At 59.1% G+C, this 20,252-nt stretch carries 16 protein-coding genes; 10 read left to right on the top strand and 6 right to left on the bottom strand.

Going from position 1 to position 20,252, the window contains the following annotated elements:
* Positions 1 to 8: 8 nt before the first annotated feature.
* The 6 genes from ASD95_RS05620 to ASD95_RS05645 form a co-directional block, all read right to left on the bottom strand.
* Positions 9 to 1,073 (bottom strand): WD40/YVTN/BNR-like repeat-containing protein, encoded by a 1,065-nt coding sequence (locus ASD95_RS05620; RefSeq protein WP_056723173.1) that lies wholly within the window; start codon positions 1,071 to 1,073, stop codon positions 9 to 11.
* Between the two features lie 76 nt (positions 1,074 to 1,149).
* A complete protein-coding gene (locus tag ASD95_RS05625) occupies positions 1,150 to 2,511 on the bottom strand; it encodes a DUF1329 domain-containing protein (RefSeq protein ID WP_056723175.1) in 1,362 nt (453 codons plus the stop codon).
* Between the two features lie 33 nt (positions 2,512 to 2,544).
* Positions 2,545 to 4,374, bottom strand: a complete 1,830-nt coding sequence (locus tag ASD95_RS05630) for a DUF1302 domain-containing protein (RefSeq protein ID WP_056723176.1) — start codon at positions 4,372 to 4,374, stop codon at positions 2,545 to 2,547.
* Between the two features lie 68 nt (positions 4,375 to 4,442).
* On the bottom strand, positions 4,443 to 5,606 hold the full coding sequence (locus ASD95_RS05635; protein WP_056723178.1) for a thiolase C-terminal domain-containing protein: 1,164 nt from the start codon (positions 5,604 to 5,606) through the stop codon (positions 4,443 to 4,445).
* Between the two features lie 162 nt (positions 5,607 to 5,768).
* Positions 5,769 to 8,435: a LuxR C-terminal-related transcriptional regulator gene (locus ASD95_RS05640; RefSeq protein ID WP_056723179.1), complete on the bottom strand. Its 2,667-nt coding sequence runs from the start codon at positions 8,433 to 8,435 to the stop codon at positions 5,769 to 5,771.
* A gap of 183 nt (positions 8,436 to 8,618) precedes the next feature.
* Complete coding sequence (locus ASD95_RS05645) at positions 8,619 to 9,473, bottom strand: helix-turn-helix domain-containing protein (RefSeq protein ID WP_056723182.1); 855 nt, start codon at positions 9,471 to 9,473, stop codon at positions 8,619 to 8,621.
* Between the two features lie 161 nt (positions 9,474 to 9,634).
* Here ASD95_RS05645 and ASD95_RS05650 point away from each other — a divergent pair, with 161 nt between their 5' ends.
* The 10 genes from ASD95_RS05650 (at position 9,635) to ASD95_RS05695 (ending at position 20,236) form a co-directional block, all read left to right on the top strand.
* Positions 9,635 to 10,609, top strand: a complete 975-nt coding sequence (locus ASD95_RS05650; protein ID WP_056723183.1) for an NmrA family NAD(P)-binding protein — start codon at positions 9,635 to 9,637, stop codon at positions 10,607 to 10,609.
* Between the two features lie 61 nt (positions 10,610 to 10,670).
* On the top strand, positions 10,671 to 11,951 hold the full coding sequence (locus ASD95_RS05655) for an acyl-CoA dehydrogenase family protein (protein WP_156385736.1): 1,281 nt from the start codon (positions 10,671 to 10,673) through the stop codon (positions 11,949 to 11,951).
* A gap of 40 nt (positions 11,952 to 11,991) precedes the next feature.
* On the top strand, positions 11,992 to 13,122 hold the full coding sequence (locus tag ASD95_RS05660; RefSeq protein WP_056723185.1) for a saccharopine dehydrogenase family protein: 1,131 nt from the start codon (positions 11,992 to 11,994) through the stop codon (positions 13,120 to 13,122).
* 21 nt (positions 13,123 to 13,143) lie between these two features.
* Positions 13,144 to 14,700, top strand: coding sequence for an AMP-binding protein (locus tag ASD95_RS05665; protein ID WP_056723186.1), 1,557 nt, complete (start codon positions 13,144 to 13,146; stop codon positions 14,698 to 14,700).
* Between the two features lie 208 nt (positions 14,701 to 14,908).
* Positions 14,909 to 16,147, top strand: coding sequence for a thiolase family protein (locus ASD95_RS05670; protein ID WP_056723188.1), 1,239 nt, complete (start codon positions 14,909 to 14,911; stop codon positions 16,145 to 16,147).
* A 56-nt stretch (positions 16,148 to 16,203) separates the two neighbouring features.
* A complete protein-coding gene (locus ASD95_RS05675; RefSeq protein ID WP_056723190.1) occupies positions 16,204 to 16,998 on the top strand; it encodes an SDR family NAD(P)-dependent oxidoreductase in 795 nt (264 codons plus the stop codon).
* A gap of 64 nt (positions 16,999 to 17,062) precedes the next feature.
* Entirely contained in the window at positions 17,063 to 17,440 is a 378-nt protein-coding gene (locus ASD95_RS05680; RefSeq protein WP_056723191.1) for a hypothetical protein, read from the top strand.
* Between the two features lie 522 nt (positions 17,441 to 17,962).
* Positions 17,963 to 18,745, top strand: a complete 783-nt coding sequence (locus ASD95_RS05685) for a transporter substrate-binding domain-containing protein (protein ID WP_056723194.1) — start codon at positions 17,963 to 17,965, stop codon at positions 18,743 to 18,745.
* Positions 18,746 to 18,800: 55 nt separating this feature from the next.
* Complete coding sequence (locus ASD95_RS05690; protein ID WP_056723196.1) at positions 18,801 to 19,529, top strand: ABC transporter permease; 729 nt, start codon at positions 18,801 to 18,803, stop codon at positions 19,527 to 19,529.
* Positions 19,526 to 20,236 (top strand): ABC transporter permease, encoded by a 711-nt coding sequence (locus tag ASD95_RS05695; RefSeq protein ID WP_056723198.1) that lies wholly within the window; start codon positions 19,526 to 19,528, stop codon positions 20,234 to 20,236. The genes ASD95_RS05690 and ASD95_RS05695 overlap by 4 nt, the downstream gene beginning before the upstream one ends.
* Positions 20,237 to 20,252: the final 16 nt, after the last annotated feature.

Consider the following 20,252-nt stretch of genomic DNA (forward strand, 5'->3'; position numbering starts at 1 on the left):
ATGTGGGCTCATTCGAAGGGCAACTGGCGCAAGCCCCGTGCGCCCGCGACCACCACGACGTCTGATGCGATGGCCTGCGCCGCAGCGGCGGGCCCCAGGCGGTCTTGTGGCTTTAGCGTGAAACTGGCGCCGTCGTCGGTGCTGACAAGCACATGCCCGGCCTGGCTGACCAGGATGATTCGGCCGTCGGCGGTGATCGTGCTCGCGGTGATGCTTGAGGAAAGCCCCACTTCAACCTTGTCCCAGTTCACGCCGTGATCGACGCTGCGATAAACATTGCCCCGCAGGCCATAAACGAGCACCGAGCCCGGCTTGCCGGTGATGCCGAAATAGCTGCCGCCGTAGGGCGTCGGGAGGTTGATGAAGCGTTGCGTTGCCGGGTCCAGTTTCAATACCAGGCCTTGTTCGCCGACAATGAACAGGTCATCGCCGATTGCTCGTATCCCGTAGAAATTCAGTGCTCCCGGATTGTCGGTGCGATCCATCAACGGCACCCAGTTTCGGCCGCCGTCTTCAGTGCGGAAAATCAGATTGAACGCGCCGACGATATATCCGGTTTTATCATTGGCGAACCAAACGTCCAGAAAAGGTTTGTCAGCCCCTTCATCGACCATTCGTTGAGCCTCGGCCAATAACGCATCATTGGGCTGTTGCCCTTCTTGCTTCTGAAAATGTTCGAGCATGATCTGCCCCACCTGACGGCCATCGAGCTGACGCTTCCAGGTTTCACCCCTGTTGTCGCTGTGCAACACAATGCCGTCGTGCCCGACCGCCCACCCCTGCGTCGGGCTCGGAAAATGCACGGCCACCAGATCGGAACTCACCGGCACTTCTGCCTGGTGCCAGCGGACGCCGTTGTCATCGGAATAAAAAATATGGCCGCGTTGGCCCACGGCGACCAGGCGCTGACCTGCACGGGTCAACCCGGTGAACACCCCGCCAATCGCCTTGTCACTCTGAATCGCGGGGCTCGACAGCACGTCGACAAAGTCAGCGGCGACGACGGATCTGGTGAATGGGGCAGCCAACGCCAAAATTAGCGCAGTGAGCGCAATCCATCTAAATGTATTCATGAGGTCTACTCGGCAAAAAAGCCGCCGAACAGTGCGATACACACTGTCGGCGACAAGAAAACACCTGCGTTATGGCTCAGCGAATACCCGTGCCGGCCAATGACTCAGGTGCCCATTGCGCTTTCGAAAGCGGGTCGATGTACTTGACGCCGCCGTACGGCCCGTAGATGCCGGTGATGTTGTAGCTGCCAGAGACCAGGTCATAAATCATGTGGTTATCGGAGTTCGGCGCCTGCACGTCATAGCTGTATGCCATGTGTGCAAAGGACCCGCGGTACAGCTTGCCGCTGGCGTCATATTCATCCGAAGCCAGGGCGATCCAGCTGTCTTCGTCGAGGTAGAAGGTGCGCTTGCTGTAGATGTGGCGTTTGCCCGGTTTCAGCGTGGCTTCGACCACCCACACGCGGTGCAACTCCCAGCGCATCAGGTCCGGATTGACGTGATGCGGCGTGGTGATATCCGCAGCAACCTTGTGATAGTTCAACTTGTACGTGTTGTAAGGAATGATCATTTCCTTCTTGCCGACGAGTTTGAAGTCGTAACGGTCCATTGCGCCGTTGAATACCCAGGCATCGTCATAGGTCGAAGCGCCGGCCGAGCCAGGGTTTGGCGTGTCGTAGGCGATATCCGGTGCGAGTTTCACGCGGCGCTGACCTGGCAGGTATTGCCAGCCACGACGCTCCATTTTCAGAGGGTTGACGGCATCCTGCACCAGGATGGCTTCGCCTGCGCGACGGGCCGGGGCCTGGTAGTAAAGTTTGGTCTTGAAGAACAGATCCGTTTCTTTCGCCGGGTCCATACGCTTGGGATCGTACAGCGGGTATTCCAGATAGGCATTACCGGACGTGGCCAGAATTGCCCTCCCGGAACTGTCGACGTTCCAGGAGTCATATTTCAAATTGGTGGCATACCCCTGATACCGCAGCAAGTGGTTCCACATGGCCTCATAGCCATCTTTCGGGATCGGGAACGGAACGCCCGGCAACGCGTTCTCCAGTGCTACCCCGCCTTCGAGTGTTTTAGTGCCGACGGCGTTTTTTGCGGTGTTATCCAGCAACCGTTGAGGCAGCGCAACGCTGCGATGAGTCGGAAACACATCGACCCGGAACGTCGGGTAACGCTTGAGCAGTTCTTGCGTGGTTGCGGTCAGTTTGTCGGTGTATTGACTGACGTTTTTGCCATCGACGACAACGCGTGGCTTGTCGGCCTCATAAGGGTCCGGACGGAACGAACTACCCGGTTGAAAACTGGCCGGCGCCGTAGTGAGACCGCCGGTGTAGGGCGGAATGGTGTTGTCGGCATTGCCGGTCTTTTCAGCGCCGACGCCTGTCAGGCTGTTGCCGAGTCTGGCTGCTTCATCGGGGGACACGGCTGCGTGTGCCGCACCCGCGATGGCAACGGTCAAGGCAGTGAACAAAAGCGTATTGACGAACTTCATGGAGTGACTCCTGCTATCAAGCAAAGACTTCGATCAAATGGTCGTTTTGAAGGTCAAAGTGACCATGCCCCGATCCTTGAGCTGAGGCTGAGTACCGCCAAAAGCAGTGGTCTGCCCCGGTACGCAGTTGTATTGGCCGTTGGCCCCTGGTGCGGCACCCTCGCCCTGTGCACCTGCACCACCGGCTGAGCCGCAGGTGTCGAACGGACCAAAGTTGTCCACGTACTTCAGGTCAAACCGGTACTGGTTGTGCACGTCCATGCCAACGCCCACCGAGTAACTGCCGGAGTCCTTGTTACCCCCGAGCTGAACCGACGAGTTGCCCGCAAGGCCGACGCTGTAGTTGGCCGGCAGGTACATATCGATGCCGGGGAACACCTGATACCAGGTCGGGTTGAAGTTGACGCCCAGGACGTAGTTGTCCTTGGTGACCTTGTCGACACCGCGATACCAGTCTTCGCCTTTGAACAGCTGCTTGTTCTCGGTGACGTCCAGCCAGCGGCTGTAGGCGACTTCAACCAGCAAGGTCGAACTGTCCCAGACCGGTGTCGCACCGAAAGTGGTCAAGCCGTTGAGCACCGCGTGCACGGTGTTGCCCCGGGCCACGCCGTTATCACCATCAAAGCTGCTGATGAAGCCAGGCAAACCGGCAGCACCGGCTACCGGATTGACCGTTGCCGGCACGCTGGCCAGCGGCATGTTGTGGCGATAGTTCAGGTCGAAACCGACGCTGACACCTTCGATGCTTTTCGACAGGCTGATGCCGTAGATATCGATGTCGTCGACATAGAACTGGTTGTAGCTGCCGGCATTGCCGGAGATCAGTTGCGCAGGGCCGACCGCCGTTGGCTGCAACACCAGGTTGGGCAGAATGTCGGAGGTTTTGCGGTAGTAGAAACCCAGCGTACCCTGCAGCCATTCCGGGCTCCACTTGGCCATCAGGCCAAAGTCACCCTGGTTGTCCGGGGTAAACGTATGCCCGTTGGACAGCCGTAAAAACTGGTTGGCACCCAGTGGGCCAGGTGTGCCGAACAGCGGGTTTCGGCCGCCGATCAACGACAGGTTGTGCCCGCCATTTTGAATGCCGTCGTTGAACCCCAGATAAGTGCCCGACTCCGGCAACCGCGCGGCGTCCCAGTCCAGGAAGTACTGCGCGGCGAGGGTCAGTTCCGGGTTGACCGTGAGGCTGGTGGACAACTGATTACGCGGAATGAACAGTTCTTTGGCTTCTGTTCCCGGGACCGCCAGCGACTTGGAAATATCCAGACCGGACTGGCCATAACTATTGCTATGGGCAAAGGCGAGGATGCTTTCACCCCAGTAAACGGTGTGCTTGCCGAGCTTGCCGCTGAGCAGTGACTCATCGCCGACTTCCGTGCTGCCAAACACGAAGGCATCAAGGATTTCCGAAGAAGGACCGTTGTAATACCGATCGGCGTAACCGCTTTGATGACGAGAGTCCGGCTTACCGTTGTTGAGCTGATTGGTCGAGGCGTTATCGCTGCCAATATCGTCGTAGGCGTGGTCGTACCAGGTGTTGGCGCTGACACGGAAACCGACTTTTTCTTTGTAAACCACGTCCAGTTCGGTCAGCACATCCAGTCGTTGAGAAACGGGACTGCCGGAGGAGAAGTTGCGATCCCCGTCATTGTTGTTCCACGAATTGGCCAACTTGCTGCTGGGGGCTTCCACGCGCTGGGCGTAGTTGAACTTCAGCGTGTTGTCGAAGCGAACCGCAAAGTCTTCATTCCCCGTGTTGATCTCCACAGCCCCTACGGGCGCGATGCCCAGGCCGGTGAGAATGGCGGAGGCCAACAACCCTTTGCGAAGGTTTGCATGGCAGATCTTATTATTTTTGTTCATCTAGCTTGCCACCTGCTCTATGGTTTACGAAAAGTCATGGGTTGAATCACGGCGTAGTGAGCCTCCTCTCAGGTGCGCTGCAAAAGGGTGACCGACACCGCCCGGCCCAGGGCGGTGCTATGTTGTAAAGCCGTGCGGGCACCAGCAATTTGCCTGCCGTCGGCCACGCCGCGCAGTTGCCAGACCAACTCGACCAGTTGCGCCAACCCGGTGGCACCCGGGGCGTGACCACGTCCCAGCAAGCCACCCGATGGGCACACCGCATTCATCTGTCCTTTCAGGCGGTGTCCTTGCTGCACGAATCGATCGATCTCGTCCTCCCGGCAAAAGCCCAGCGCGGCGCTATTGACCATGAAGTCGCCGACGCTTTGGTCGTGCAGTTCAACCACGTCGATGTCTTCCGCACCGAGGCCCGCCTGCTGATAGGCCAACTGCGCGACTCGCCGGGTGGTCGCCTGTCCGAGCACATCCAGCACGCAACCCGTTTCCTGCTCTGAAGCGCTGTCACTGCCCCTGACACTGGCCAACACGGTGACGTCCGCCCGAGCGCCGAAACGCAGGGCGAAGGCCGGGGTACAGAGCAGGATGGCCGCCGCACCGCAGGCGGGCGGGCACAGATAAGGCGGGAGCCAGCCGTCGCGATCCGGCACTCGGTTCAACACGGCGTAGGGATTGCGCCCGGCCTGGGCCCGTGCCCGCTCAAGCACTTGATCGAAGCTGCTTTGAGCAATGCCCATGCGTGTCAATAACCAACTGGTTTGGGCCGCGAACAGCAGCGCCGGTTGTTGTCGACGCTCGATAAAGCCGATGGGGTTCTCATCCTGCCTGAGCGTTGCCGACTCATCGCGAGCGAGATCTTTCAAACCGAAAAACTCACGATTGGAGATGTGTGCCGGCATGCACTCGACACCCACCAACAGGACACATTCAGCCTGGCCGCACAGCAGGCTATTGCGGGCCAGATGGAAAGCACTACTGGCCGACGCACAGCCATCGCCGAGGCTGAAAGTCGGCACCCCCGAGTAGCCAATCTGCGACAACATTTGCTCGGCGATACCGGCTTCTGCGTGTACGCAGGAAGTAAACACCTGGTCGACCAGGTCATAGTCGATCCGCGCATCGGCCAGCGCTGCACGAATAGCTTGCCCCGCCAATGCCGCATGACTGTCAGAGCCACCCAGCGGTAGAAACGGCACCATTGCTGCACCGGCGATCAGCACTTTTACAGACATAAACCTGCTCCCACTCACCGATACGTTGGTGCTTTTGTGGATTCAGACTATTGCGAAGTCGAAAAGCGTACCCCCCCATTGACTGGGGGGGTGGCTGGAAATCGGATTAGGGGGGGAGTTAAAGGATGATCCGAACGGATCACCTCGGGTGGTGAGTTCGCATCAGCTCGCTGTCTCGAGAATTCCCAGCATGTATGCGCGCGCGACTACATGCTGTCTTGTGCCGGCCTGGAATTTTCCAAACAGGTTTTTCAGGTGCCACTTCACGGTTTCCTCGCCGACATTCAGCGCCAGGGCGATTTGCTTGTTGGACAGGTTGCGAGCCAATAGCTGCAACACCTCGCGCTCCTTGGGCGTCAAGAGACGACTCGGGGACACGCTCAAGGGGGTGGATTCCGGTCGCGGAACAGGTGCGGGCGTAGAGGTCGCCGCAAGCAAATTGACGGTATCACGCTGGAGCGCCTGCTTCCATTTGATAAGGTCCGGATGGGTGTCCTGCACCACGCGTAACATACCGTTTTCTTGCGCGAGGCTGACAGCCTCCAGCAAATAGTCGGTGCCGCCCTGTCCGGTCGCCCGAAGTGCCAGCGCCCTGAGCAGCTTGATCTGCACGATGTCTCGCCCACGACGCAGGTATTCGGCTGTTTCGCCAACCCTGTCCAGCACCGCCAGCATCGCCTCCCAGTCACGTTGGGCCAGTAAGGCATAAGCGTTGGCTACCCCGGCCAGCAAGTCCAGCTCCGGCCCCAGCAACCCTGCTCGCTCACGGGCAATAACCGGCGTGAAACTGTCCAGCCGGCGCCATAATGCCTGACAGGTATCGCTGCGTCCCTGCAAGGCATGCAGGCGTATTTGCTCTCCCAGGGAGGCAATGCAGAATCGTGGAATATTTCGCTCTTCTCCAAGGGCGAATAACGCCTCGAGCAGATCCTGCCCGCGATGCCCCTGCCCCTGAAGTGAGGCCAGTCGAGAGGCGGCGAGGAAACCCTGCACAATCGCATCGGGAGAGGCCAATCGCTCAACGATATCCAGCCTGTTCGCCAGCACCGTAGCGGTCTCCTGGACTTCCCCCTGTTCCAGCAACACCGTCGCCAGAGCGCTCGCTAACATGACCGCCACCGGACTGCGCCGACCGATGTCCCGTTCGGCATGCAACAGGCTGTCGTGCAACGCAGTACGCGCCGACACCATTCGACCCTCGTATAAATAGGCAAGACCGACCACCCACTCGCCATACCCGCGTATGGCATCAAGGCCAGTACTAGCCGCGTAACGCGGTGCTCGCTGAAGGATTCGTCGGGCTTTCTCCGGTTGTCCCTGCAACAGCGTCAGCCGGGCGATCTGGCTCGCGACAATCGCTTGCACCTTGATCGAGAATGAAGGCAATCGATCGACCCAAGGCATGATGAGTTCATGCGATTGATCCGGATGGTCCGCAAAGTAGGCGGCGGCGGCGGCGATGGCGGCCGCTTCACAACGTGTCGCCTCGTCGGCGGACGGATGCTGTTTAATGGCAGCAATCAATTGCGCGGCTTCTGCCTGACGCTCTCCCATGGCTAAAGTCCAGGCCGCCGCCAGGCAGATGCGCGGATGCGACAACACGTCAGCGGGACCAAGCTCCTCGACCCACTCCAGCACCCGACTGAACTGCCCTTGCAACATGACTTCGTACAGGCAATTGCCGATCAACGTATAGGCCGGTTGGGGCATGCCGGCCAACAGATATTGCCGGGCGGCCTGCTCCAGGAAACCGTGGTGCTCCAGCCACACAGCACCGCGCCGGTGATAACCCTGACGTTCCTCCAACGGCAAGTCGGCAAAACGACCGAGCAGAAATTCCCGCGCCAATGGATGGATGCGCACCCAGTCACTGTCGATGCTTTCAACAAAAATCGGTGTCGAGGCACATAACTCCTTCAGCAACTCACCCGAGCAAGCGTTGCCCGTCAGCGCCTCGCATAACAAGGGCTGGACCATTTCCAACACTGCAATGCCGGTCAGAAAGCGAACCTGCTCCTCCCGAAGATGTGCGAGTAAACTGTCGACGAAATAACGCTGGATATCACCCAGGCAAGTCGACAACTCTTCGACTGCCGCACTCCGATTCGGGCTCTTCTCCAACGCCGAAATCGCTAATTGCAGACCAAGCGGCCAGCCTTCGGTTATCTCGTGCAGTCGCACGCAGAGGTCGGCATCAACCCTTGTGCCGAAACGGTCATTGAGGATGGCGATCGCCTCTTCCACATTCAGCCGTAAAGCCGCAGTCATGATCGTCGTGAAAAGCCCTCTTGCCGCGAGGTCCGCCACCTGCAGATTCAACCGTGTGCGAGAGGCCATGATGATGCGCAAATTGGCCGGCGCGTTGTGCAGCAGGTACGTCAGGGAGTAACGGATCGTCAGCTCGGGCAGGGTATCCACTTCATCCAGAATCAATACGGTTTCGCTACCCAGATCGGCCACTTCCGCCAACCACTGCGTCAGCCCTTCCTGTTCGTCACGCCCCAGTCCCGCAATAGGTTCGAATGCGCGGGCAAACGATGGCCGACCGCTGCCAATTGCCATGGCAACTCCCAGCCCCTGGACAAAACGCGCACCATCATCCTGTGCATCCAGCGTCATCCAGGCCACCACGGCGCCGTGAGACAAACATTCACGACGCCATTGGGTCAGCAGAAAGGTTTTGCCGAAGCCTGCCGGCGCTTGAACGGCGATCACCACTTTGTCTGTCAGTTCCTGGGTCTGGATACCCAGGCGGTTTCGCATCCGTGCTGATTTCTGACTACGCGGCGGTGTGGTTTTGAGGATCAGTTGGGGTTCTATGCAATCCATTTCTTTCAGACCCTGGTGGTTGATAGACGCCTACCCAAGGAGCGTCTGAAGGTCGCTGGATACAGTTCCAAACGGTCGAACACTACCATGGAATGGTCCGGGGGTTTGAACCCCGGTGCAATCCAACGCAAGCCGCTTGCGTACTTTCGGTGCCGTGACCTGCTCGCCACGCAAAAGAATCCGCTACCTTCCAGCCAGGGCTCTGTATTCGGCCGGTGTACTGGCGTGCGCAACCTTGAACGCTGCCGTCAGGTGGCTCTGAGAACTGAAACCACACTCCAGTGCCACATGCAAAATAGGTAGATCGGTCTGCATGAGCAAATCACGTGCATGTTCCAGTCGTACATTCATCACATAGCGATGGGGCGGCATACCCATGGCGCGCTGAAACAGCCGTCGGAAATGAGCCGGGCTGACACCCGCCTGGCCAGCCAGCGTGCTGATCGACAGTTCCTGCCCCAGATGCTCGCGAATGAAGACCAGTACCGTATGCAGGCGCGCCAGATGAATATGCGGCGGATAAATACCTCTGCTCGCGTCAACTCGTAGCGCACGATACACCTGCTCAAGCATGACCATGGCCAATCTTGCCATGAACCCCTGATCAGCCCCTTTCCCAAGACTTAGCTCATCCATCAATTGCCGGGCCGCCGCGCTCACCAAACCATCACTGACGGGCAATGGCGCCTGCGCGCCAGCGCATAGCTCACGCAATTGTCGAAACACGCCATCAGTGCGCTCGGGCAGATAAAAAACCGCGAAATCAATGCTGCCGGAATAGTGCCATTGAGTGGCACAACCTGCAGGCAGCAGCATTGACAAGCGGGGCATCGATGTTGAGCGCAACTCGCCCCCTGCCCCCTCATCCGCCCGCGAGCCACCGAACTGGGTCAGCAGGGCCATGAAGTCAACGGGCGGGACGGATAAATCAGTCGTATGCAAGAAATAGCGCTCCGCATACAAGGGGATTTCACTGCACACCAGGCCGCCCAGCAAGGGCAATCCCAGTGTTTCATGGACCTGTTGCTGCGGATTCATGGGCATCTCGGGATGAGCATATTTTGACAAATATGACCGCTTTTCAGGTGAGTTGTCGATGTCGGGAAGAACAATAATCGGCCAAATATTCCGCCACTCGCCTTAATGCGAGGCGGGCACAACCGCTCGCCCGCATAACTGATCACAGCCAGGAGAACAGCGTGAGCAAGAAGACCGTCACTGTATTCGGCGCCACCGGGACTGCGGGCATCGCCTGCGTCAATGAGTTCATTCGCCAGGGCCTGGTCAATATCAATGTACTGGCGCGCCGCTCCGGCCAGATGGAACGCTCATCGTCGGGCATCAGCAAGAGTGAGGCGCAAAAACAGCTGCAGTACGCCGAATGGGCGCGTCAGGGCGTGACCATCAAGGAGGTCGACGTCACCATTGCCGAAGCGCTGGTCCCGGCGCTGCGCGGCACCGACTACCTGGTGTCCTGCGTCCCCCTCTACGCCACCGAATCGCAGATGCCGCTGATCTTTGCCGCCAAGGAAGCCGGGGTCGAACGCTTCGTGCCATCCGAGTACGGCGCGATCTACGAGTTCGAGCAGTTCTGGCAGACCGACACCACGCACCGCTTGATGGCCCGGCAGAAGGCGTTCATCCGGCGCATGATCGAATTGGCCGGCATGGACTACACCATCATTCCGGCTGGTGCCTGGATCGAGTACTACATGCTCGAGCCGGTGATGGTGATGGGCGATCCCGACGCCAGGCTGTCCTGGTCGACCGGCGCGGATGTCGGTCGCATCATTCCGCATGTGCTGGCCCACCCGGCCTCGCGCAATGCGATCTGTCCAGTCGCGGCCACGGCCTGGTGTTCGTGGAACGAGCTACTGGCCGCGCGCGAACAAGCCATGGGGCGCCCGATCGAGCGTAACGAGTTGACGCCCGAGCAGTGGCGCGCAGCCTACGCGGCTTCCCGTCCCGGTGCCATCCAGACCCTGCTGGCGATCGGCGTCGCCATGGTCGATACCCCAGCGGGCATGTCGCTGTGCGGCCACTGGAACAAGACCTTCCTCCCCGAGTTCAAGGGGACGCCGTTGCAAGAACTGTTCGTCGACACCGTAGAGCCTTTCGTCGAGGCCACGCGCGCCACGCTGATCGCCGCCGGCGAACTGCCGGCCGACGCCTGACGCGTCTCGAAAACCAGAGTGCAGGCCATAAGAAAAACCGAGTGATATGACGAGGCCCATCATGAAACTAAGCAACCGGATCAACCTGCCTGACATTTCAATAACCGGCTTTGAAACGCCCCTGAACGAGGTCGAGCGCGGCATCCAGGACAGCGTGCATCGCTTTGCCAGGGATTTCATGCGTCCCCTCGGCCAGGAACTCGACAAGATGACCGCAGAGCAGGTGGTCGCCCCCGGCTCGCCGTACTACAGCCTGTTCAGCGAAGCCGCCAAGTTGGGCCTGAGTTCCGATCTGCTGGCCGAACTGCCGCCGGAAACGGCTGTACGCGTCGAGTCTATGATCGGCGAGGAAATGGGCTGGGGCGATGCCGGCCTGGCGGTTTCCCTGGGCGTCAGCACCTTCCCGAACGAGATGGCCAAAGCCTTAGGGAACCAAGAGCTGATCGATCTGAGTGCCGGGAAAATCGGCTGCTGGATGATTACCCATCCGGACAAGGGCACTGACGCCGGCGCCTTCGACATGCAGCGCGACTGGGTGCCGGGGCAGTTGGGTAACAAGGGCAATCTCTTCGCCAAGGTCGGCGAGCACGAGATCGTCATCAACGGCCAGTGCTCGGCCTGGGTGTCCAACGGCGCGGTGGCCCAGGTGGCTCTGGCCTACATGACCGCCGACTATGGCAACGGCTTCTACGATGCCAATGGCTTGCCCTATGGCATCTCCGTCATCGTGCCCCTGGACTTGCCCGGTGTCAGCAAGGGCAAGCCGCTGGAGAAGATCGGCCAACGCGCGCTGCCGCAGGGCGAGGTGTATTTCGACAACGTGCGGATTCCCAAGCGCTTCGCCGTGGCCTTGCAGGACGAGTACTACGGCAACGTCGCTTCGACCTGGTCGTTCGCCGGCACCCACATGGCGCAATGGTTCACCGGCGTGGCACGTTCCGCCTTCGAACTGGCCCTCGCCTACTGCCATGAGCGCAAGCAGGGTGGCCAACTGCTGATCAACCACCAACTTACCCGCTACCGCATCGGCGACATGATGCGTCGTGTCGAGCTTTGCCGGGCTGTCGCCCGCCGCTCCCTGGCCTATGCGCGCCTGTCCCCGCAGGGGCACCCCTGTGCCACGGCTTCCAGCAAGGTCACCGTGACCGAAGAGGCCATGCGCGTAGTCAGCGATGCCTTGCAGCTGTTTGGTGGCAACGGCCTGACCCGCGAGTACCCCATGGAGAAGTTGTTCCGCGATGCCCGCGCCGCGCTGATCGAGGACGGCGAGAACATGATGCTCACCACCCGCCTTGGGTTCCTTGTCCAGGAGCTCTACGAAGACGGCTGGCCCCAGTACTGATCCAAAACCCGACTGACAATAAACTTTGGAGATAATAGAAATGGCTAAATTCCCCGTAGTTGTCTATGGCGCCAGTGGCTACACCGGCATGCTGACCATGGACTGGCTGATCGACCAGAACATCCCCTTCACCGCTGTGGCGCGCGATGCCAAGCGCGCGCAGGAAATGATGGCGCAACGTGTGGTACGCCTGGAGTCCGCGACCTATGAAATCATCGAGGCCGAGCACAACGTCGAGTCGCTGAGCGCCGCCTTCAAGGGAGCCAAAGTGGTCTGCAACACCGTTGGCCCCTTCGTCAACTTCGGTCTGACCACCGTCGAGGCCGCGCTCAAGGCCGGCTGCCACCACATAGATACCACCGGCGAGCAAAGCTACGTCCGTCAGGTTCGCGAGCAATTTGGCGAGCTCTATCGTCAGGCTGGCCTGCTGGTTTCGCCATCGCTGTCCTACATGTTCAGCTTCTCCGAGATCGCCGCCGAACTGGCGCTGGAAACCCCCGGCATCGACGTGCTGGAAACCGCCGCCCTGTGCCGCGGCCCGCGTGATGTCGCCGGGGTCAGCCTGGGCTCGGCGGCCTCGATTTTCGAATTGTTCCACCGGGAGCAGTTCTACCTGTGGGAAAACAAGCTGGTGCAGCACCCCGCCACCGCTTCGTTCAACATTGTCGACCCCAACTTCATGCAGCCGGTTTTCTGCCTGCCTTGGGGGGGAACCTCGCTGCCAATTTACTTCGAGCATGATCCGCGCGTGCGCGCCTGCACCTCCGCGGTCGGTTTCTACGACAACAATGTGATGCCAATGGTGCATGGCCTGAGCCAGAAGTGGGAAGCGGAATACAAGCACTTGTCCAAGGAGCAGCAGGACGCGGTGGTGAAGAGCCTGGTAGAGGCCACCACGCCGAGCATGCCGCCCCGCGAACGCACCACCTTGCAACGCAGCGTCGACATCGCTATCGGCCGCGGTCACCTGTCCGCCGTGCGCGCTACCGTGCATGGCGTCACACCCTATATTTCCACCGGTGCCCTACAGGCCGCGGCGGCGATCAGGCTGCTCGACGACGACACCAACAAGGTCGGCTTCGCTTCCGGTTCCAAGGCTTTTGGACACCGCTATCTGCTCGGTTTCCTGGAGGAGCGCGGCCTGGCCCGTGCCACCGTTACCAAACTCTGATTACCGGCACAGGAACCATTTATGGCCATCATCGATTTTTACGATCGCGGCTGGGGCATCAACCCAGCCGGGGTCGCCTACATCCAGGGCGAGCGCTCTTACACCTTCAACGAAATCGGCGAGCTCTCGTGTCGCATCGCCAACAAGTTGCTCGCACTGGGCTTGCCGAAGGAAACCAAGGGTGCCGTCTGGTCAGGTAACGACGTCACCGCCTGGGCCTGCACACTGGGTCTATGGCGCGCCAACATGACCTGGATTCCAGTCAATGCGCGCAATTCCAGCGAAGAGAATCACTACCTCCTCGACGCATTCGACTGCGAGGTGATGTTCTACCAGAACGATTTCGCGCAAATCATCGCCGAGCTACGGTCCAGGCTGCCTAAGATCAAACACTGGATCTGTATCGATGCCGACGCTGTCGATGCACCTTCATTGGAGCTATGGAGTGCCGGCCAGCCGGCGAGCCGTCCCGAAGTCGCTTATGACATGGACGACGTGGTGGCGGTCTCACCCACTGGTGGCACTACGGGCACGCCAAAGGGCGTGATGAACACCCACCGCAGCGTGCAGACGTTCATCGCCCACTTCATGCTGACCTGTGCTTATCGCAATGGTGAAAAGCCGGTGAATATGGCCGCCGCACCGATGACCCACACTGCCGGCCTGTTGTCCGTACCCTGCACGGCGCAAGGTGGCACTGTAGTGGTCATTACCAAACCCGATCCGGCATTGATGTTGAACGCCATTGCGCAGCACAGGGTCAGCGAGCTCTTTCTGCCGCCAACGGTGATCTACAGGCTGTTGGAAATTCCCGGCATCGAGAAGCTGGACTTCTCCTCGGTGAAGTACCTGATGTACGGCGCGGCTCCCATGTCGGTAGACAAGCTGAAGAAAGCTATCGAGATTTTCGGCCCGGTCATGACCGGCGGCTATGGTCAGACCGAAGCACCGGCCAGCATCGCCAACTTTCGTCCTGACGAGCATCTGGTGGACGGCCAATTCGCCGACGACGAACGCCTGTCCTCGGTCGGCCGCCCTAACCCGCTGGTCCGCGTCGAAGTGATGAGCGATACCCACCAGATCCTGCCGCGCGGTGAAACCGGTGAAATATGCGTGCGCGGCGACCTGATCATGAAGGGTTACTACAAGCAGCCGGAGAAGACCGCCGAGACCATCGTCGACGGTTGGCTGCATACCGGCGACATCGGCCATATCGATGCCGAAGGCTATCTGCACCTCACCGATCGCAAAAAGGACATGATCATTTCCGGCGGTTTCAACGTCTATCCCAGCCAGGTCGAGCAAGTGCTGTGGGGACATCCGGCGGTTCAGGACTGTGCCGTGATTGGCGTGCCCGATGAAAAATGGGGCGAGGCCGTCAAGGCCGTGGTCGAGCTCAACCCAGGCCAGGAAACCACCGAGCAGGAGCTTATCGAGCTGTGCAAAGCCAGGCTGGGCAGCGTGATGGCACCGAAGTCGGTCGACTTCACGACCAGCCTGCCACGTAGTCCGGTGGGCAAGGTGCTGAAAAAAGAACTGCGTCAGCCGTATTGGAAAAACTCGGCCCGCAAGATCTGACACAACCGCGGATCTCAGGCCCGTCGAACGACCCGATCGGGAAAAAATCGAGTCGATTTCAACCTCGGCCTGCACGTGGCCGAGATACGCCTGCCTGAACCTGGTAACGACCAGCAACTTCAGTAAGCCGCTGCCCAGGCGCACCCAACGTCAACCACGCCGTGGGGTGCGAACTGGACACTGACCCACTGAATATAAGGAATTTTCAATGAGCAATATCTATATCGCCGGCATCGCCATGACCGTCTTCGGTCGCCACATCGAACGCAGCCTCGACGACTTGGCACGCGAGGCTTTCCAGGGCGCATTGAAGGACGCCCACTGCACTGCCGCCGATCTCGATATCGCGTTTTATGCCGGCATGACCAATGGCCCATTGCAAGGCCAGCTCTCGATCCCGGGTCAGGTCGTGTTCAGCAAGATCGGTATTGAAGGCATTCCTATCTATAACATCGAGAATGCCTGCGCTTCGGGTAGCTCAGCCTTCAATTTGGCCGTGCAAAGTCTCAAGGCCGGTACAGCCAGTATCGCGCTGGCGTTGGGTGCGGAAAAGATGAACATCCCGGATAAACTGAAAGCCCTCTCGCTGTTCGAGGCTGGTTGGGACGTATCTCGCGCCGAAGAGAATTATCAGACGCTGGTAAAAATGGGCGAAGGTGTAGTGCCGCCCGCCGGGTCGGAATCGGACAAGCCTTACAGTAAGTTCATGGCCATCTATGCCGCATTGTGCCGCCAGCATATGAAAACCTACGGCACCACGCAGCGGCAGATCGCAGCGGTGTCGGCAAAAAACCACACTCACTCGGTCCATAACCCCTACTCGCAATTTCGCAAAGCCTTCGGTATCGACGAAATCCTTGCCGCCCCTCCGATCACTTATCCGCTCACCCTGCCAATGTGCGCGCCGCTGTCGGACGGTGCAGCAGCAGCCATCCTGTGCACCGAGGAAGGACTCGCACGCATCGGTGCCGACAGAAGCCGCTGCATCAAGATAGCGGCCAGCGTCATCCGTAGCTTCAGCCATCGCCGGCTCGATCAGCCGGAACTGAACGTCGGTCACCTGGCAGCTAACCAGGCCTATGAACAGGCGGGCCTGGGGCCGCAAGACATGCATGTCGCCGAAGTCCATGACGCCTCGGCGATGGGCGAAATCATTCAGGTCGAAAACCTGGGCCTGGTCCCGTTCGGTCAGGGCGGACCTGCGGCTGAACGTGGCGAATTCACGCTGGGCGGGCGCATCCCGGTCAATACCTCAGGTGGCCTGGAATCGAAAGGCCATCCACTCGGCGCTACCGGGATCGGACAACTCTACGAACTTGTGACGCAACTGCGCGGAGAGGCTGGCGCACGCCAGGTATATGGCGCACGCCATGCAATCCAGGAGAACGGCGGCGGTTTGCAGGGTATTGAGGAGGCAGCCGTCGCGATCCACATTCTCAGCAAATAGTTCTTGTCAGAAAAATTTGTAGTGGCCAAACCAATCAAAACAAGAAGGATAAAAACATGTTCCAAAACAAAGTAGTCGTCATCACCGGTGCAGGATCCGGCATTGGTCGGGAGTTGGCTATCCAGATGGTGGAAGCTGGCGCGCATGTCGCCCTGTCGGACATCAACCAGGTGGGTCTCGACAAAACCATGAAGCTATTGCCTGACGCCAGCAAAGCGAAAGGTTACCTCCTGGACGTATCGTCCTGGGACGCCTTCCAGGCCCATGCCGACGAGGTAAAGCGAGATTTTGGCACGGCGCACTTCGTCATCAATAATGCAGGTGCCGCAGTCATCGGGACAGTTGCCAACACCTCCATCGATGAGTACGAGTGGCAACTCGGTATCAACCTGTGGGGCGTGCTGTACGGTACCAAAGCGTTCCTGCCGATGATGCAGGCCCAGCGAGAAGGCTGCATCGTCAACATTTCCAGCGTATTTGGCCTGGTGGGTTTCCCGATGCAAAGCGCTTACAACATGTCGAAGTTCGCCGTACGGGGTCTCACCGAAGCGCTTTGGTCGGAACTTGAGGACAGCGGCGTGCGCGCCGTGTGTGTGCACCCCGGAGGAATTCGAACCAATATCGAGAAGTCCGGACGACGTTGTAAGGCCGCCGGCAAAACAGAAGAAAGGTTCACGGCACTGGCAGACAAGATGCTGCTGACGCCAGCGGCGGATTGTGCCAGCGACATCATCAAGGGGCTGCGCAAAGGAACCAAGCGCATTATCACAGGGAACAAGTCGAGCACCTTGTTCTGGATAAGCAGGCTGTTCCCCAATAGCTATCCGGCATTACTCAAGCTGCTTGGCTGAGGCCCGGAAGTTACAAGATGTCTCAGCGCGACGCGAAGCGTCACCACCTCTCAGGAACAATTCCATGACCGACAGTTATACCCGCAAGCTGTTTATTTCTGCCGCTTGTTTCAACGTACTCGCGGGTCTTCCATTACTTGTCGCCCTGCGACCCGTAGCTGCACTGTTGGGGCTGCAAATTACCCCCACCTCAACCCTCTTCATTCAACTCACCACGTGCCTGGTTATCATATTCGGCTGGGCCTATTGGATGATCGCTCGCGATCCGCTGCAGTATCGTCCCTATATCCTGCTCGGGATTATCCTGAAAGTACTGTTTGTTGTGGTGGTCTATGGTCACTGGCTGGCGGGCAGCATCCCCTGGCCATTGCCAGTAGCGGCATCGGGTGACATCGTCTATGCATTACTGTTCTGGCGTTATTTCCAGCGCGCTGCGCGTTGAACTTCGTCGTGCTGACCGTCGGTGCTGCTGGAGCATCAAGGATTGAGCCAGGAAAATTCGAACGCACCCAGCAACCAGGCCGGCCGGTAGGCCGCCTCGGTTGCTGTTGCGGGACACGCCCCTCGTGAGGCCGGGCGGCGTTCCGTTTTTACAAGTGACCCGCCGTAAGGGCGCAACCCTGAGCGGCGGTTACCGCAGCAACGGATATGTACACCTTCAAAAATCCACACTGCCTGAAAATCAACGTCCTTGATCTCACACTTTGTTACCCCATACCCCAGCCGGGTGTAAAAAACTGCTTTGGTAACAGCCTCGCAGGCGGCCTCCCGCCCTGCACTCACTTGCCTGAAAAGCCCAGCCCAGAGCGCTGTACGCGCTTTCTCAAACGCCCACTGCGCGAATTGGCCGGGTGATTGCATATGCTTGTCTGTACAAGTATCTGCGTGTGCATAAGACATCTTGCCAAACAGTCAATATGCTTTTGCGTCACAAGCGCTTCCGATGGTCCCTGGGAATAAAATAATGAAAAAAGCATTTCTCACCCTTTCTGCATTAGCTTTGTGTGTGGCTGCCGGTTCTGCGCTGGCCAAGGAGTACAAAGAGTTGCGCTTTGGCGTCGACCCCTCTTATGCGCCATTCGAATCCAAGGCCGCCGATGGCAGCCTGGTGGGCTTCGATATCGACCTGGGTAACGCGATCTGCGCAGAGCTGAAGGTCAAGTGCAAGTGGGTCGAAAGCGACTTCGACGGCATGATTCCCGGCCTCAAGGCCAACAAGTTCGACGGCGTGATCTCTTCCATGACCGCCACGCCAGCGCGCGAGAAAGTTATCGATTTTTCAAACGAGCTGTTCTCTGGCCCGACCGCGCTGGTATTCAAGAAAGGCGTGGTCATCGGCACCGATCAGGCCTCCCTCAAGGGCAAGAAAGTCGGCTACGAGCAAGGCACCATCCAGGAAGCCTACGCCAAGGCCGTGCTGGACAAGGCCGGGGTAGAGACCCAAGCCTACGCCAACCAGGACCAGGTGTACGCTGACCTGGTCTCCGGACGCCTCGATGCCTCAATCCAGGACATGCTGCAAGCCGAACTGGGCTTCCTGAAGTCGCCGCCAGGCGCCGACTTCCAAGTCAGCGCGCCGATCGAAAGCCCCCTGCTGCCAGCCAAAACCGCCGTGGGTCTCAGCAAAGGCAACGCCGAACTCCAGGCATTGCTGAACAAAGGTATCCAGGCACTGCACGACAATGGCACCTATGCGGCCGTCCAGCAGAAGCACTTTGGCGATCTGAATCTCTACAGCGGCAAATAATGACCCTGCGCCCATTTTCGGATGGGCACTTTTCTGATTGACGTAGGGCTGCTCAATGCTAGAAAACCTATTGCAGATTCTTGGGCTGTCAGGCTTCAGCCTCAAGGGCTTCGGCCCGCTGTTGCTACAAGGCTCCTGGATGACTGTCAAATTATCCTTTCTGTGCTTGTTGGTAAGCGTTGGCCTGGGCCTGATCGGCGCCAGCGCCAAGCTTTCGAAATCAGCGCTGCTGCGCGTCCCTGCGCAGGCCTACACCACGCTGATCCGCGGGGTGCCGGACCTGGTGCTGATGCTGCTGATCTTCTATAGCCTGCAAACCTGGCTGACCTCGTTTACCGATTTCATGGAATGGGAATACATCGAAATCAATCCCTTTAGCGCCGGGGTCATTACCCTGGGATTCATCTACGGGGCTTATTTCACCGAAACCTTCCGTGGCGCCATCCTTGCCGTACCGCGAGGGCAGATGGAAGCGGCTACCGCCTACGGCCTGACCCGCGCTCAGCGCTTTCGCCTGGTGGTGTTCCCGCAAATGATGCGTTTTGCCCTGCCGGGTATAAGTAACAACTGGATGGTGATCCTCAAGGCCACGGCGCTGGTGTCGATCATTGGCCTGGCCGACCTGGTCAAGGTGGCCCAGGACGCGGGCAAGAGCTCCTATCAGCTGTTCTTCTTCCTGATTCTGGCCGCCTTGATCTATCTGGTGATAACCACCGTTTCGAACTACGTCTTGCGCCGGATGGAAATCTTCTACGCCGCAGGTACCCGGGAGGCCGTGCGATGATCGAACTTCTACAGGAGTACTGGAAACCTTTCCTGTTCCAGGACGGCAATCACATCACCGGGCTAGCCATGACCCTCTGGCTGCTCAGCGCCTCGATCTTCTTCGGCTTCGTGATGTCGATCCCTCTGTCGATTGCCCGGGTCTCAGACAATGTCTGGGTGCGCTGGCCGGTGCAGTTCTACACCTACCTGTTCCGCGGTACGCCACTGTATATCCAGCTGCTGATTTGCTACACCGGCATTTACAGTCTGGCCGCGGTGCGTGCTCAGCCCGTGCTGGACGCGTTCTTTCGCGATGCGATGAACTGCACGATCCTGGCCTTCGCCCTGAACACCTGCGCCTACACCACGGAGATCTTCGCCGGGGCCATTCGCAGCATGAACCACGGCGAAGTCGAAGCGGCCAAAGCCTACGGCCTGACCGGCTGGAAGCTGTACACCTACGTGATCATGCCGTCAGCCTTGCGTCGTTCGCTGCCTTACTACAGCAACGAAGTGATCCTGATGCTGCACTCGACCACCGTGGCCTTCACCGCGACCATTCCGGACATCCTGAAAGTCGCGCGGGACGCCAACTCGGCGACCTTCCTGACCTTCCAGTCGTTCGGCATCGCCGCGTTGATCTACCTGGCAGTCACTTTTGCGCTGGTCGGCCTGTTCCGCCTGGCTGAACGCCGTTGGTTGTCTTTCCTCGGCCCGGCTCACTAATTCAGGATGCTTGTTC

The organism is Pseudomonas sp. Root71 (assembly GCF_001429045.1).
In the GTDB taxonomy this organism is placed as follows: Bacteria; Pseudomonadota; Gammaproteobacteria; order Pseudomonadales; family Pseudomonadaceae; genus Aquipseudomonas; species Aquipseudomonas monachiensis.